This is a genomic window from Phormidesmis priestleyi ULC007 (assembly GCF_003003695.1).
Lineage (GTDB): Bacteria > Cyanobacteriota > Cyanobacteriia > Leptolyngbyales > Leptolyngbyaceae > Phormidesmis_A > Phormidesmis_A priestleyi_A.
The window spans coordinates 192,241-207,404 of sequence record NZ_PVWG01000006.1 but is presented as its reverse complement, the minus strand read 5'-3'; the positions used below and the strand labels follow the sequence as shown (position 1 = coordinate 207,404).

15 protein-coding genes and 1 pseudogene are annotated in these 15,164 nt (G+C 50.5%); 4 read left to right on the top strand and 12 right to left on the bottom strand.

Annotated elements, in window-relative coordinates; all coding sequences use genetic code 11:
• On the top strand, positions 1-372 hold a 372-nt coding region (locus C7B65_RS08305; protein WP_244913182.1), incomplete at its 5' end, for a sensor histidine kinase.
• Positions 369-749, top strand: a complete 381-nt coding sequence (locus C7B65_RS08300; RefSeq protein ID WP_073070341.1) for a response regulator — start codon at positions 369-371, stop codon at positions 747-749. The genes C7B65_RS08305 and C7B65_RS08300, both read left to right, overlap by 4 nt.
• A 142-nt stretch (positions 750-891) precedes the next feature.
• On the opposite strand, the gene C7B65_RS08295 is transcribed toward C7B65_RS08300, so the two are convergent.
• The 4 genes and pseudogenes from C7B65_RS08295 to C7B65_RS08285 all read right to left on the bottom strand — a co-directional run bounded on the left by C7B65_RS08295 (position 892) and on the right by C7B65_RS08285 (position 2,278).
• Positions 892-1,191, bottom strand: coding sequence for a transposase (locus C7B65_RS08295; protein WP_083582764.1), 300 nt, complete (start codon positions 1,189-1,191; stop codon positions 892-894).
• Positions 1,192-1,293: 102 nt separating this feature from the next.
• Positions 1,294-1,635: pseudogene (locus tag C7B65_RS08290) on the bottom strand (IS110 family transposase); the annotation flags it as partial.
• A 12-nt stretch (positions 1,636-1,647) separates the two neighbouring features.
• Positions 1,648-1,812, bottom strand: coding sequence for a hypothetical protein (locus C7B65_RS27755; RefSeq protein ID WP_181314367.1), 165 nt, complete (start codon positions 1,810-1,812; stop codon positions 1,648-1,650).
• A 199-nt stretch (positions 1,813-2,011) separates the two neighbouring features.
• Positions 2,012-2,278 carry a GlsB/YeaQ/YmgE family stress response membrane protein gene (locus tag C7B65_RS08285; RefSeq protein WP_073070340.1) on the bottom strand — a complete coding sequence of 89 codons (267 nt, stop codon included), beginning with the start codon at positions 2,276-2,278 and terminating at the stop codon, positions 2,012-2,014.
• Positions 2,279-2,813: 535 nt separating this feature from the next.
• Between C7B65_RS08285 and C7B65_RS08275 the strand changes: the two genes are divergently transcribed.
• Positions 2,814-5,294: an ATP-dependent Clp protease ATP-binding subunit gene (locus C7B65_RS08275; RefSeq protein WP_073070338.1), complete on the top strand. Its 2,481-nt coding sequence runs from the start codon at positions 2,814-2,816 to the stop codon at positions 5,292-5,294.
• Between the two features lie 190 nt (positions 5,295-5,484).
• Here the strand turns inward: C7B65_RS08275 and C7B65_RS08270 are convergent, their stop codons facing one another.
• The 8 genes from C7B65_RS08270 to C7B65_RS08235 form a co-directional block, all read right to left on the bottom strand.
• Positions 5,485-7,449 (bottom strand): hybrid sensor histidine kinase/response regulator, encoded by a 1,965-nt coding sequence (locus C7B65_RS08270; protein WP_073070337.1) that lies wholly within the window; start codon positions 7,447-7,449, stop codon positions 5,485-5,487.
• A 15-nt stretch (positions 7,450-7,464) separates the two neighbouring features.
• A complete protein-coding gene (locus C7B65_RS08265) occupies positions 7,465-7,914 on the bottom strand; it encodes a response regulator (protein ID WP_223257321.1) in 450 nt (149 codons plus the stop codon).
• A 109-nt stretch (positions 7,915-8,023) separates the two neighbouring features.
• Positions 8,024-9,586: a PAS domain S-box protein gene (locus C7B65_RS08260; protein WP_073070335.1), complete on the bottom strand. Its 1,563-nt coding sequence runs from the start codon at positions 9,584-9,586 to the stop codon at positions 8,024-8,026.
• A gap of 121 nt (positions 9,587-9,707) precedes the next feature.
• Positions 9,708-10,109 carry a response regulator gene (locus tag C7B65_RS08255; RefSeq protein ID WP_073070334.1) on the bottom strand — a complete coding sequence of 134 codons (402 nt, stop codon included), beginning with the start codon at positions 10,107-10,109 and terminating at the stop codon, positions 9,708-9,710.
• A gap of 153 nt (positions 10,110-10,262) precedes the next feature.
• Positions 10,263-11,111 carry a DUF1206 domain-containing protein gene (locus tag C7B65_RS08250; RefSeq protein WP_073070333.1) on the bottom strand — a complete coding sequence of 283 codons (849 nt, stop codon included), beginning with the start codon at positions 11,109-11,111 and terminating at the stop codon, positions 10,263-10,265.
• Between the two features lie 117 nt (positions 11,112-11,228).
• Positions 11,229-12,722: a glycerol kinase GlpK gene (gene glpK / locus C7B65_RS08245; RefSeq protein ID WP_073070332.1), complete on the bottom strand. Its 1,494-nt coding sequence runs from the start codon at positions 12,720-12,722 to the stop codon at positions 11,229-11,231.
• Positions 12,723-12,726: 4 nt separating this feature from the next.
• Positions 12,727-14,202: an alpha/beta fold hydrolase gene (locus tag C7B65_RS08240; protein WP_073070331.1), complete on the bottom strand. Its 1,476-nt coding sequence runs from the start codon at positions 14,200-14,202 to the stop codon at positions 12,727-12,729.
• A gap of 112 nt (positions 14,203-14,314) precedes the next feature.
• Positions 14,315-14,539, bottom strand: a complete 225-nt coding sequence (locus C7B65_RS08235; protein ID WP_073070330.1) for a hypothetical protein — start codon at positions 14,537-14,539, stop codon at positions 14,315-14,317.
• A 129-nt stretch (positions 14,540-14,668) separates the two neighbouring features.
• Between C7B65_RS08235 and C7B65_RS08230 the strand changes: the two genes are divergently transcribed.
• Positions 14,669-15,118, top strand: a complete 450-nt coding sequence (locus C7B65_RS08230) for a pyridoxamine 5'-phosphate oxidase family protein (protein ID WP_073070329.1) — start codon at positions 14,669-14,671, stop codon at positions 15,116-15,118.
• The last annotated feature ends 46 nt before the right edge of the window (positions 15,119-15,164 follow it).

The following is a 15,164-nucleotide window of genomic DNA, read 5'->3' as shown; positions in this document are numbered from 1 at the left end:
CTATCTGGCAATGATTCGGATTATGGTCAAGCGCTTGGCGTAAAATTTGACCCGCTACAACTTTTAAAACACCCTCTTAAGCCAGAAAAGAACAGCCGCCGCAAATCAGCCGCGAAATCGCGATCGGATCAGATTTTGTTTTGTGTCAAAGACGAAGGAATGGGCATTCCAGAAGATAAGTTAGAGACGATATTCGATCGCTTTCAGCAGATTGATGCCTCTAACTCCCGTAGTCAAGCTGGCACAGGCTTAGGTTTAACCATTTGCCGGGATATTGTTGAACAATATAACGGGAAAATTTGGGCTGAAAGTCAATTAGGTCAAGGAAGCACCTTCTATATCACGTTACCTCTTACGCCTCACCTGCCATGACCAAGCGAATCTTGATTATCGACGACGAACCCGACATTCGCGAAGCCACCCAGCTCTGCCTTGAAATTGTCAAAGGCTGGGATATCTTAACGGCAGGGTCGAGCAAGGAAGGCATAGAAAAAGCCATCCTAGAGCAGCCCGATGCGGTGCTGTTAGACGTAATGATGCCCGAAGTAGACGGACTTGCCACCTTCGACCAACTCCAAGCAAATCCATCCACTCGACACATTCCAGTCATCTTATTAACCGCAAAAGCGCAAGCGGCAGATCAACGGCAATTTACCCAACTTGCGATCGCGGCGGTGATTACGAAGCCCTACGATCCGCTGACACTAGCCGATCAAATCGATGCAATCCTAACGGCCTACGCCGCGTAACCTTTTTTGAAGCACTTTTACATCTTCAGCAGTTCTTCATTTTTTTCTTCTACGCTTCATAGCTAACAATGGTTCGGACAAAATTAGGCAGCAATCACGCCTTCTCCCCAAGGAGAAGCGATGATCTTGAATGTCCAGGAAATCATGCCGATGCCGGAGCAGGATTGGGGGATGAGAGTAGTTTCGGTTGCCAGTCTTGTTCCTGTCTCATCCTGGCATTGAGAATGGTTAACAACTTGTGCATACAGGCAACCAACGCCACCTTTGTCGGTTTGCCGCGTCCCGTTAACTGAGCATAAAAGGCGCGAATCACGGGGGTGTGGCGCACCGCAACTCGGGTTGCCATGTCCAACATTTGGCGGACTGCCGCTCGCCCGCCAAAAATGGTGCGCTTCCCCTGCATCGCGCCGCTGTCCCGGTTGAGGGGAGCACCGACCCCCAAGGGTGCTAATCTTCTGAGTGGACAACTGACCGAGTTCCGGTAAGAGCGCTACCACCTTGCCCACACCGGGCACACTTTTGAGTCGAGCTTGTTTAGTTTGCCTCATCGAGTTGCTTGATGCGCTCCCGCAACCCGTCCAAATGGACTTCTACGCCTGAGCGTTGCCCCGTAGTCCTGACAAGCGATTTTGTTCTGCGTGAGGATATCGACGAGTTGTCGTCGTCGCGTTACCCAGTCTTGAAGCTCGGCTTGGGCTGCGCTGGCAAAGGAGCGAATCGGCGGCTTCCTCGCTTCGCCCAACCCGGCTAACATTGCAGCATCGGCGGCATCGGTTTTTGCCAGTTGATTGGCAGCTTTGGCAAAGTTGCGCCCTTGCCGAGCGTTGATCACCCCCACGGGGTAGCCCAATTGGAACAACCCCACGGCAGCTTGTCGCTCATACCCGCCTGTGGATTCTCAAATGACTCGACCGACCCCTGAGGGTGGACTGAGATGCGTCACCAACTCGGCAATCCCCTCCGGCGTGTTCGCCCCTCGGAAGCTCTGGGTCTGAGGGCGCAGAGGCACGTCCAACCAGCGCTTGCACCCATCGATGCCAATCCATTGCTCTAGCTCTGGCATCACCTTAATTCCTCTGGATGGCAGGGAGGGGGTTGACTCAACCTTGCGTCATTCGGGATCAACGGTCCCAACCGATGATTCGAGTTTGACCCAATTCATTGAGAGATGATCCTAGCTTCTCCACGATGTCGAGCATCCCAGGGCGGGCGGTCTATCTCTCTAGTCTGAAGATCCAAGGGCTGGGGATGAGGGCAATCCATCAAGCAGCGTTGCGATCGACCAACACCCACAAGAAGATCGCAACCATCGCACCCAAAATCGCTACGATGATCCCTGGAAGCCCTGGAAACGTCGAAAGAGAAATCGTGCCCGTCGTCACCAACGTCACCAGGCTCCCTCCCAAAAATGCGCCAATAATCCCCAAAACCATCGTGCTGAGAATGCCTCCTCCCTGATCGCCAGGGTAGAGAAGCTTGGCGATCGCACCTGCCACAATGCCCAAAATAGCCCAAGCGATGAGATTCATCCTTATTCTCCTAAATATTATGTAGCGATCGCTGATTCAGTCTTTAAAACTAGACAGTCCAATGGTCTCTCTTCGCAGGTAGTATATCGCTCAAATTAAAGACTCTCAAGAGATAGAAACATTAAGAACGCTTAAGTTGACCAAAACCTCGGAGGTTTAAGCCACGCTGTCGGTCACGATGCTAGATTCTTGGTTAAAACCTCCGAGGTTAAAATAACCGCCTCTAAGCCCCATTCTGACCGTACTTCACCCGCTATCTTTAGCGACGGTTTTCCTCCCTGTCTGCACCTGTTTCCCCCTCGCTACAGTAAGGAAACATAAAAGAAATAAAAGTTTACGAGTTGCGGAATTGACGGTTAGTGACCCATTCACAAACTGATTCACCGTTTCTGCCAAGACCGTCAACTTTTGACTAAGTAGGTCAAGATCACGCCGCGACACATTCCCAAGGTTCTGCGAAACAGCCGCCCCAAAAATGTTTAACGTCATGCGATCCGCCTACTTAAGCTGACATAGCTTAGTGGAGAAAGTCTCGATGTTTGAAAATTTCACCAATCAGGCGATCGCCGCCATCATGTTTGCTCAAGAAGAAGCTCGCCGCCTGCGGCAAAATTCTGTGGGCACCGAGGCGGTTCTGCTGGGCTTACTCAGACAGAAAGACACGATCGCAGTCACCGTACTCAATGAGCTTGGCATCACCCTTGAAAAAGCGCGTCTAGAAGTCGAAAAAATCGTCGGTCGAGGGACGGGATCAACGTTAGCAGATCTACCCTTCACGCCCAAAACTCGAACCATTCTAGAAAGTGCTTTCGAGCAGTCTCGCCAGCTTGACCATCGCTACGTTCATCCAGAGCATTTATTACTCAGCTTGGTGCAAGACAGTCAGGGCGTTGGCTCTAAAGTGCTGACTAACTTTGGCATTGATCTAGCCCAGATTCGCACCGAGATCATTCGCGCTCTTGGGCAGGTTGCTTCAGTTCCCGCAGGCAACGTCAAAGAGCGTCCGGGGAAACAGTCTGGCAGCGATCGCACTCCCGCTCTTGAAGAATTTGGCACCAACTGGAGTCGCCTCGCCGCAGAAGGCAAGCTCGATCCCGTCGTCGGTCGGCAAACCGAAATCGATCGCGTGGTTCAAATCCTCGGTCGTCGCACCAAAAACAATCCTGTATTAGTCGGCGAACCTGGAGTCGGCAAAACCGCGATCGCCGAAGGGTTGGCGGTGCGGATTCACAATCAAGACATTCCCGAACTGCTGCAAGGCAAACAGATCATCAGCTTAGACATGGGTTCTCTGATGGCAGGCACCAAGTTTCGGGGTGAATTTGAAGAACGCCTCAACAACATCATGCAAGAAGTGCGTCAGTCTACCAATATTATTTTGGTGATTGACGAGATTCATACACTAGTCGGTGCAGGTGCCGCAGAAGGCGGAATGGATGCTGCTAATATGCTCAAGCCAGCCTTGGCAAGAGGCGAAATGCAGTGCATCGGCGCAACAACTTTAGATGAGTATCGCAAACACATCGAGCGTGATGCTGCATTAGAGCGACGATTCCAACCTGTGATGGTCGGTGAACCGTCTGTTGACGAAACGATCGAGATTTTGCGAGGTCTGCGCGATCGCTATGAGCAACACCATCAACTCACAATTAGCAATGCTGCGATCACAGCGGCGGCTAAATTCTCAGATCGCTACATCACCGATCGATTCTTGCCTGACAAAGCGATCGATTTAATTGACGAAGCCAGTTCTCTGGTGCGGTTGAGACATTCTTATCAGTCTCCTGCTAAAGCTCTCAAGCAAGAATTGCGTCAGGTGAAACTCAGCAAGCAAGCCACCGTCGAAGCGCAAGACTTTGTAGAAGCTGGAAAACTGCGCGATCGCGAGTTAGAACTCGAAGCGCAAATTCAAGCGGCACGAGATCAGAAGTCAGGATCGACTCCAACGATTTCTGCGATCGTCACCGAAGAAGACATTGCTCAAGTGGTGTCCTCTTGGACGAGCATCCCCGTCAACAAGCTAACCGAATCGGAATCGGCTCTCTTGCTGCACCTAGAAGACACGCTACACGAGCGAATTGTGGGACAACAAGAAGCAGTCGCCGCCGTATCTCGCGCCATCAAACGCGCCAGAGTTGGACTGCAAAATCCCGATCGTCCGATCGCCAGCTTTATCTTCTCCGGCCCGACGGGCGTGGGCAAAACCGAACTCGCCAAAGCCCTCGCTGCTACCGTGTTTGGCTCTGAAGATGCCATGATTCGGCTCGATATGTCTGAATTTATGGAATCACACACCGTCTCGAAGCTAATCGGTTCGCCTCCGGGCTATGTGGGCTACGACGAAGGGGGGCAACTCACCGAAGCCGTGCGCCGCAAACCCTACACCGTAATTCTGTTCGACGAGATCGAAAAAGCGCATCCCGACGTGTTCAATATGTTGCTGCAACTGTTGGATGAGGGTCATCTTACCGATGCTAAAGGTCGCACCGTTAGCTTTAAAAATACGCTGCTGATTATGACTTCTAACCTCGGCTCGAAAGCGATCGAGAAAGGCGGCACAGGTCTAGGCTTTGAGATTTTGGCGGAGACGCAAGACTTGGCTCAATATAGCCGCATTCGCACTCAAGTCAACGACGAGTTGAAAAACTATTTCCGTCCTGAGTTTCTCAATCGTCTAGACGAGATTATCGTCTTCCGTCAGCTGAGTCGCGACGAGGTGACTCAGATTGCCGATCTGCTGATTCGCGAAGCAGCCTCTCGTTTGAGTGAGCAAGGCATCAGCTTAGAGGTGAGCGATCGCTTCAAAGCCCGTGTTGTTACCGAAGGCTACAACCCTAGCTATGGAGCGCGTCCGCTGCGTCGAGCGATCGCCCGACTCTTAGAAGACAGTTTGGCAGAAGCCTTCTTGTCAGGCCAGATTCAAACGGGGGATGCCGCGATCGTCGATATCGATGAAGACGGTCAGGTGCAAGTCAACCGAGCACAATCAAGAGTCGCCGTTGAGGTTGCAGCTTAAGCGCTCTGATAATGATTGATTCCTGCGGGGGCACGGCGATTTCGTGCCCCCATTTCTTAACGTGAATTCGATGAAGCTTTTCGCTACGGTTGCAAATCCGGGTTGCCCCCCGAATCCCCCAATTCTGGGGGATTTGGGGGCTGAAGCCGCTGAGAACGAAGCGAAAAAACTCGTCGAACTCACGTATTCTTTAAATTGGCGACGACACCTGCACCGAGCAACAAAGCCGATCGATCGCACTAATCAATTGTTTAGGATCGATCGGTTTAGTTAAATGATCCTGAAATCCAGCCGCGATTGCGCGTTCTCGATCTTCTGCTCTGGCATAAGCGGTCAACGCGATCGCCGGAATCTGCCCTCCATCACAAGACCGCACCCGTTCGAGTAACATATAGCCATCTTCTTCTGGCATTCCGATATCGCTCAAGAGAATGTCAGGCTTGAATTCTGTAATCGCCGCGATCGCGGTTTCTGCTGACAAAGCCGACCGCACGATCGCCCCCGACTGCTCTAATAAAACCGTCATCCAATCCAGCGAATCTTGCTCATCATCGACTACTAAAATTCGCAGACCTTCAAGCGCTAAAGATGAAAGAGATGACTCTCTGGGTTCCCGCTTCAAGGTTTTTTCACCACCCTTTAACATCGGTAGCGTCACGATGAAGGTTGCGCCCTGCCCCTCACCCGGACTCGCTGCATTGATTGTGCCGCCGTGAAGCTCAATCAGATGCCGCACGATCGCCAGCCCCAAACCCAAACCGCCAAAGGTGCGCGTGGTGCTGCCGTCTGCCTGCCGAAATGAGTCAAACACGTAGGGCAAAAAGTGAGGAGCAATGCCTTTTCCCGTATCGCGAACTGTAATTTTAGCATTCCGCCGATCTGCGGTATTCGTTGCATCGGTTGTCAGTTCGATTTCAACTCGCCCGTGATTGGGTGTAAATTTAACTGCATTAGATAATAAATTCCATATAATCTGCTGCAATCGACTCGAATCGCCAAAAGTAATATAGTTTGAATGATCAGATTGATTAATTTCTGTGTTGTAAGTAGGATTAAACTCTAAACTTATTAACTTTGCTTCTGCCGCCAACCGAACTGTTTCTAATGCCGATTCAATCACCGTTACTAGATTGGTTGGTTGAGCATTTAAGCTAACTTTACCGCGCAGAATTCGAGAGACATCCAGCAAATCTTCAATCAACTGGGTTTGAATTTGAGCATTTCGCTCAATGGTTTCTAACCCCCGCGCCAGAGTTACCGGATCGTGAGGCTTTGCCCGTAACAGCTTTGACCAACCCACGATCGGGTTTAACGGCGTTCGCAACTCGTGAGAAAGCACGGCTAAAAACTCATCTTTAATGCGGTTTGCTTCTTCTGCCTGCTGATAGAGCCGTTTAGCATCATCAACATCCGTTGCAGTGCCATACCAATAGAGAAGCTGATCTTGATCATCTTTAAAGGGCACCACGCGCACCAAATGCCACCGATAAACCCCGTCATAGCGCCGGATTCGACACTCTATTTCGTATGGACTGCCCGATCGAATGCCAGCCATTCTCTTTTCAATGACCCTTCCAGCATCGTCTGGGTGAGTGATCTCTATCCAGTTCAGTTTTTGTTTGGCTGAGATGCCCGTAAATGACTGCCAGCGAGAGTTAAGATACTCTGACTCACCCTGAGCATTATTGATCCAAATAAAGTTTGGCACAGCATCCGCTAAGGTGCGAAAGTGACGTTCACTCAGCCGCAGCGCCGCAGTTGCTTGCTGATAGTTGCGCCGTTCTTGAGCCTCTCTCAGTGCCCGGCTCACCGCCGGAACTAATCGACCCAATCGCTGCTTCAGCACATAGTCAGTTGCGCCACTTTTGAGCGTTTCGATCGCCACCTCTTCGCCCAGAGTGCCAGACACCAAAATAAACGGCACATCGGGGCACAAGCTGCGGGCAATTTCTAAAGCCGCAATGCCATCAAAATTAGGCAGCGAATAGTCAGACAAAATCAAATCAAACGCAGTCATTTTAAGCGCATCCACAAACCCAGTCTGAGTTTGCACTCGCACCAATTCACATTCAATTTCTCCATCCGTTAGCATTGCCTGAATCAGTTCGGCATCTAGATCACTATCTTCTAACAGCAGAAATTGCAGCGATGGCATAATGTTTCCCTATAACTATCGAGCGATCGAGGGCAACGATCCCGGCGGCGGCTGGTTAACGACTGCCCAAAATAACCCCACTTGTTTAATGACATCCACAAACTCGTGAAAATCGATCGGCTTAACGACATAGGCATTGGCACCCAATTCATAACAGCGTAACAAGTCAGGCTCTTCTCGCGATGAAGTCAGCACCACGATCGGAATCAGGCGAAACGCGGGGTCGGCTTTGAGTTGGGTCATCACCTCCATGCCATTGATTTTGGGAAGCTTGAGATCGAGCAACACCACCACTGGGTTGCCCTCCATTCTCATTTTAAAGACCCCGCGGCGATAGAGATAATTTAATGCCTCCTCGCCATCTCGCACCACGACCACTTCATTGGCTAAGTGATTTTCAGACAGCGAGTTCAAGATCAATTCCACATCATTTGAACTGTCTTCGACTAGCAAAACACGTCTCATATCTGGCTCTGGCATTGATCAGTTGATACTCCTTTCTTACTCCGTAGTCCGAGTCTCCGCAGTCTTTTAAAGGAGTGCGTTAGTCGGTAGTGCGTCGTTATCGTGAGGGTTAGCAATCTGAGATTAGTAACTCTTTTGGATGCTCTGCGTGATGTTTGGGCAGCGAAAAGTAAAACGTTGCCCCGCGATCGACCTCTCCCTCAGCCCACACCCGCCCCCCGTGACGGTGAATAATGCGCTGCACATTTGCCAACCCGATGCCTGTGCCCTCAAACTGAGTGCCGACATGGAGTCGTTGAAAGATGCCAAACAACTTGTCAACATACCGCATATCGAAGCCAATGCCATTGTCTCGTACAAAGAATATCATTTCATCTGAGTGGTCAAAACTGCCAACTTCGATCTCAGTTTCTTGACGTAAGCGAGTATATTTAGCTGCATTTTCGAGTAAATTGCGAAGCACTAGCCGTAGCATTGAGGGATCGCCCTGAATTGGCGGAAGCGGGTGGATTTTCCAGTGAATTGTCCGATCGCCGACATCGAGATCAATCTCTCGTTTAACTTCTTTTAGCAATTCTGTCAGACTAAAGGTGATGGTGTGCATCTCCGATCGCCCCATGCGCGAAAAGGTCAGCAAATCATCGATCAAAACCCCAGCTTGTTTAGTCGTTTCGGCGATCGTGGTGATGTAGCGATCGCTAGTCTCATCCAAATTGACTGATGCGAGTCGCGCTTTGAGCAACCCCACAAACCCTGCAATGTGCCGCAGCGGTGCCCGCAGATCATGAGACACCGAATAAGAAAATGACTCTAGCTCTCGGTTAGCCGCTTCGAGTTGGGCAGTGCGCTGTTTTACCCGTGACTCCAGATCTTCGTTTAGCTGCTTGATTTCGCGTTCGGCTTGTTTGTGCTGAGTGACATCATGAGCGACCGCATAAACCAGACCTTCTTCAACGATCGGCACACTTACCCAATCGAGCCACCGATAAGATCCATCCTGACAGCGATAGCGGTTTTCAAAATGCAGCGTCGTGGCTCCGGCGACAAGTTTTTCAACTTCTGCCAGCGTGGTTGCCCGATCGTCAGGATGCACAAATTCTAAAAAGGGTTTACCCAGCAATTCGTCAGCGCTGTAGCCAAGAATTCTTTCAAACGCCGGATTAATGCGTTTAAAGTAGCCGTCCATGCCTGCGACACAGAGCAAGTCTAGCGAGAGCGTAAAGAAGCGATCGCGATCGTCTTTAGCTTGTTTGAGTTCGGTTTCGGCTTGCTTATGAGCACTAATATCTTTAACAACTGCAATAAAATATTTCGGGTCGCCGTTTGGTTTGTGCACCAGGGAAGCCGTGAGATTGATCCAAACCAGGCTACCGTCTTTGCGAATGTATCGTTTCTCTAACGAGTAATTGGGAATCTCACCTGCCAATAATTGGTGCATACATTCCAGGTCGGAGTCGAGATCTTCAAGGTAAGTGATCTCTTGAAAGGTTTTCTGCACCAACTCCTCGTGAGAATAACCGACAATCTCGCAGAGTTTTTGATTGACTCTTAGCCATTGCCCAGTGGGGCTGACGTGAGCAATGCCGACTCCTGCTAATTCAAACGTGGTTTCAAACTCCTGTTCTTGCTCCCACAAAGCCAGCTTGATCGCCGATCGATTCTCAACCGTCACCGTCTCTGCCCCGTTTTGAAACGCCGTTTAGATTTACTGGTTCAGTTTGAACACAGCTCTTTCTATAATCCGATAGATTAAGGGCGATCGCGGCTCTATCGAAAGGTAGAAGTTTGCGATTTTAATGCTTGGCTAACAGCAGCGTTCTAACCTGGCTGATCACTTCTTCAAAATCAATGGGTTTACGAATATATCCGTTAGCACCAATGTCTAACGCCCGATTGAGATCTGGCTGATCGTAGCCCGACACCAACACGATCGGAATAAACGGCAACCGACTGTTTTGTCGAATCTGCCGAGTTACTTCAAAGCCATTCATTCCCGGCATCATCACATCGAGCAATACCAGCGCGGGAGGATCTGCAACAATTTTTTCTAAGGCTGCCTGACCACTATCAGCCACATCTACCTGATATCCCTCATTTTCTAAAAGAGTTTGCAGCAAAAAAGAATTATCAGCTACATCATCGACAATCAAGATGTGATCGTCTGCTGGGTTAGAGTGATGAAGCAAAGAATTCATAAAGGGAACTACGGGGGTAAACACTATAGTTGCTAATTTAGGAAGCGATCGGCTTCATCCTTAAGAAGTATTAGTTGCAACAAAAACAGAGCTTTAATGCGTAGGTTTTGTGCTTGATGCTGCACCCACTTACAAACTGCTGAACTACATCATTCAGGAGTCCATGATTTGTCGATACCGAGCTTCAGCCAAGGAATGAATACTATAGGCAATTAAGCCCAGCGCTACGATTCCCAGAATCCAAGGCCCAAAGGGTTGCCGTGCTAAAACAGCTAAAGCTTCTCCTAGCCCTTTCACCTCACTTGCGTCTGAATATAACGCGGCCAAAACTAAAAATAGACCAATAATACTAAATACAACGCCACGCGATGCAATGCCGAATTGCCCAAGGCGTTTTGCCCAAGTGCGCTCACTCAAAGTCATTTGGTTTAGCTTAAAGTGTCGTTGAAACTTTGCAGTATAGGACTCGTAGAAATAAGACAGCCCAACACCCAGCACAATTAGACCTGCCAAAGCCACAAGCCATTGTCCAAACGGCTGTGCCAGGACGAATTCTGTCCAGTCTTTAGGCGCTTCTCCGCCAGTTCCACCAGTGCCTAAAACCAGCTTGGCAGCGGTGATCGCTAACCCAGAGTATGCGATTGCGCTGATCAGAGATCCAATTCGTCTTACAATTCGCTTTGCCCCATTTGCCTGACCCGTGTGTTCTGGATCGAGAATTGCCTGAACGAGCCGCCAAAGCACATAACCGACCATGCCGATCGCGACTAAACTCAGCAACAGCTTGCCAAAGGGCTGAACAACAATTTCTTCCAATGCCCCCCTCGTATCGGTTGTTTGTCCCCCTACTCCGACTGCGGCTTGAGCGGCTAGCAATCCCACCACAAAATACACGATTCCTTTAGCCGCGTATCCAAACCGCGCTAGTTTCTCAAATGCAGGGTGAGAAGCTGTTTGCCGCATCGACTGTTGTATTTCTGGAGGAAGATCGTGCTGGGTCATGGGTCTTGCGAAAATGGTACGAACACCATGACTTTTTTCGCAATTTTGTTCATCCCTCCAAATAGATAAATCGGAAGCGATCGTGCAGATTTAGCGCTGTGAGCGTTCATCTTTGTATTAAAAAGGTTCTTCCCAGCGTTTGGCGCGATCGACCGCACGCCGCCAAGTTTCTCGTAAATGATTGCGTCGCTCGGTGCTCATCGTCGGCTCAAATCGACGATCAAGTTGCCAGTTTTGCACGAGTTCGGCTGCGTTTTGCCAATAACCCACTGCCAGCCCCGCTAGATAAGCTGCTCCTAGAGCCGTCGTCTCTGCCACCTGGGGACGAATCACTGAAACTCCCAAAATATCCGCTTGAAATTGCATCAGCAGATCATTACACGCGGCACCTCCGTCTACTCGCAATTCAGAGAGCGGCAAATCAGAATCTTCGCGCATTGCATCCAGCACGTCTGCACATTGATAGGCGATGCTTTCTAGCGCGGCACGGGCAATATGGGCACTGGTCGAGCCTCGTGTCAAGCCCACGATCGTGCCTCGCGCATAGCTATCCCAATGCGGTGCCCCCAACCCTACAAAAGCAGGGACGAGATACACACCGCCATTATCAGGAACACTTCGTGCGAGTGGCTCAACTTCTGCACTGGTTTTGAGGATGCCTAACCCATCTCGCAGCCACTGCACCACGGCACCCCCGACAAACACACTGCCCTCAAGCGCATAGTCAGTGCGGTCTTGAATGCGCCATGCGATCGTCGTCAATAACCTATTTTGCGACACGATCGGCTGACTCCCGGTGTTGAGCAGCGTAAAACAGCCCGTCCCGTAAGTGTTTTTTGCCATGCCTCGCTCAAGACACGCTTGCCCAAATGTGGCGGCTTGCTGATCTCCGGCGATGCCTGCGATCGCAATTCCTGCCCCTACGCCATCACTCGTATAGCCATACACTTCTGACGAGCCGCGCACCTCTGGCAACAGCGATCGGGGAATAGCCAGCAGTGAGAGCATTTCATCATCCCAGTCTTGCGTGTGAATATTGAATAAAAGAGTGCGGCTGGCGTTGGTGACATCTGTGATGTGCAGTCGTCCGTTAGTCAGCTTCCACACCAGCCACGAATCGATCGTGCCAAACGCTAGTTCGCCACGATCGGCTTTTTCTCTCGCACCCGGCACCTGATCAAGCAACCACTTCAGCTTAGTGCCACTAAAGTAGGCATCGAGCAGCAGTCCGGTTTTCTGCCGAACTGTGAGATCGTGTCCAGCGGCGGTTAGCTCGTCACAGTATTGAGCCGTGCGCCGATCTTGCCAGACGATCGCGGGATAAATTGGTTGACTGGTTGCCCGATCCCAAACCAGGGTTGTTTCTCGCTGATTGGTAATGCCGATCGCGGCAATGTCACTCGCGCCAATGCCAAGACGGGCAAGCGCTTCGCTGGCAACTCCGATCTGTGACGACCAGATATCCTGTGCGTCGTGCTCAACCCAACCAGGCTGCGGAAACCGTTGCGGAAATTCTTTTTGAGCCACAGAAACCATTTCGCCGCTGTGATTGAATACGATCGCGCGTGAACTGGTCGTGCCCTGGTCAAACGCAAGAATATATTGACTCATGTTACTATCCAAACGCTAAACAACACGCTGATAGAGGAAATCCAGCCGCTAGTAGCCATCCAAAAAACAACGCATTTCCAATTGCATAAATCCACGCTTGATTAAACAAGGCTGACACAACTGCAAACAACGCCATCACCAACGGAAACAACGGCAACAATAAAAATATAAACCCCAATTTTGGCAAGTAGATGATTACGAGTAAGAATCCGGCGATCAGCATCACACTTTGCCCAAGCCACCACGCCAGTCTGGTCAGCCAGCGCGTATCTTGCTGCACCATTCCAGAGCCTAAAAACCACGGAAAACACGCGATCGCGATCGGCAACCAAATCGCCAACCGCGCCGGAATCAGCCACCACTGAAGCCACACTATTTGCGCCATTGCCCCAACTGCAATCCACAATAGCCCAAATAATGTCACTCCTAACCCAACCATTTGCCACCTCAAACGCGGCCACCGACCCAGGATTCCCAACCAAGACAATCCAGCGATCAAAAACCAAACTCCGACCGCCCCGCCAACCTGAACGCCGCCCAACACCTGCAAATCGATGAGAGGATTGAGCAGCAGCAATCCGCCGAGAGCCGCGATCGGAGACGCGACTAATCCGCCCCAACTGCGCCAGCGAGAAATCTTAAAGTCCGGGGTTGCAGGTAGCGCCAGGTAACGAGCCATCACACTCAACAGCAATAGCCAGCCCACTAAGTGCAAAAAATACCAGATCATGCGGCGATCGAGATACTCGCTTTGAGATTGCCGTCCAAAAGTCGAATCGAGCCATCGCAATGCCGCTTGATGACTCACCTGGCTAAACAAAATCGTGATGTGTTCAACCGTCGGCACCGTCACCAATTCTCGCGCCCGTCCTTGAGCAAACTGCGAATTCGCACCGCCCGCATCAGCCAATAACCGTTGAGCATAAGGCAACAACCCACCTTCCCAAGCCCCAATTTGTAGCTGTAGATTGCGAGGCGCTTGCGGCGTGACATTCTGGCCTGTGGGAGAGATAGCGATCGTCGCTGCAAACCGCTCTACATTCTCAACTCCAGCCAACATCACAACGCCACTGCCCATTGAGTGACCTAACAGAGCCAGCCGACCGCGATCGACCTCTGGCTGTTCGAGCAAGCCCTGAAGGGCAACCTCAAGATTCTGCCGAAGTTCAAACCCTTTTAACGCTGTGGGATTGGCTCCATGACCATCAAAATCCCAGAGCATGACGGCATAGCCCGCCCTCGCTAAAACATGCCCATAGCCCAACATCAACTGTTTAGACCCTGCAAACCCATGAGCCACCAGCACCCCCGGCGCATTGTGCCCCTGCTGCGGAGCCAGATAGAGCAACGGAACGTGATCGTGTTCAAACGATCGCACCACCAGCCCCGTACGAGCCATAAAAACACCCGACCACGACAGACTAATCAAGAGAATTGCTAAGAGCGATCGAACAATCTGCCCACGTTTTAATCTAATCATTTATAGCGATCGCCACAATGTCATTGCTTATATAATCAGCGATAAATCACTCGATCGGGCATTCAAAACGGTAGTTTCAGATCTGTTGGTAGAGACATGACATTTCACGTCTCTACAGGGTTTTGGGGTGATGCAACAACACTTCAATCTGGAAGCGCAGTTTGTAGAAGTGGTAGATTTGCGCTGCGCTTTGGGTGAGGTCAGTGGAGAACAAGACGACGGTGAAGTTCACCTTGCTACAGGCAATCAGGATCGTGGCGAACAGCGTGGTCAATGCTTTCATCTGAGGTTTGCTCACAATTCCCACTTTCGTCAATAAGTTCTGTACAATTTCCATACTGCTAGCGGTTCGGTGCTTGCGGTTCGGTGCTTGACTTCATTAATCAGCACCTTAATGGATCGTTAGTTTTCTTGCCTATTCTCGCTTCTAAAAATTGTCCGAACTATTATTTATAGGAGACTAACAATGTTAGATATCGATGAAATGGGACAAAAAGAAATACAAAGCTTCCTACAACAGGTAGGGTACGGTCATCTTGGCTTCATACATGAAGGAAAACCCTACGTGATGCCCATGCATTATTATCTTGAGGACTCGGATATCTACCTGTTTACAACCGAGGGCATGAAGACGCATGACATAGACGCAAATCCAGAAATCTGCCTACAGGTTGAAGAGATTCACGACCCGCTTCATTGGCGCAGCGTAATTGTGACGGGTCGAGCCGAGCAACTCACCGAGCAGCAAGACATCGATCGCGCAATGCCCTTTATCAAAGAGCGCAGTCCCATGCTGTCACCTGCAATCAACCGCACTTGGACTGATGCTCAGGGGCGTTTAGAAGCGATCGCGATCTACCGCATCCACATCAGTGAGATGAGCGGACGCACGACTGAAGAAGTCAGCAGTCAGTAAGCACCGACATACCTCAACCGTTGAGACTGTTGACGGAAACACGATT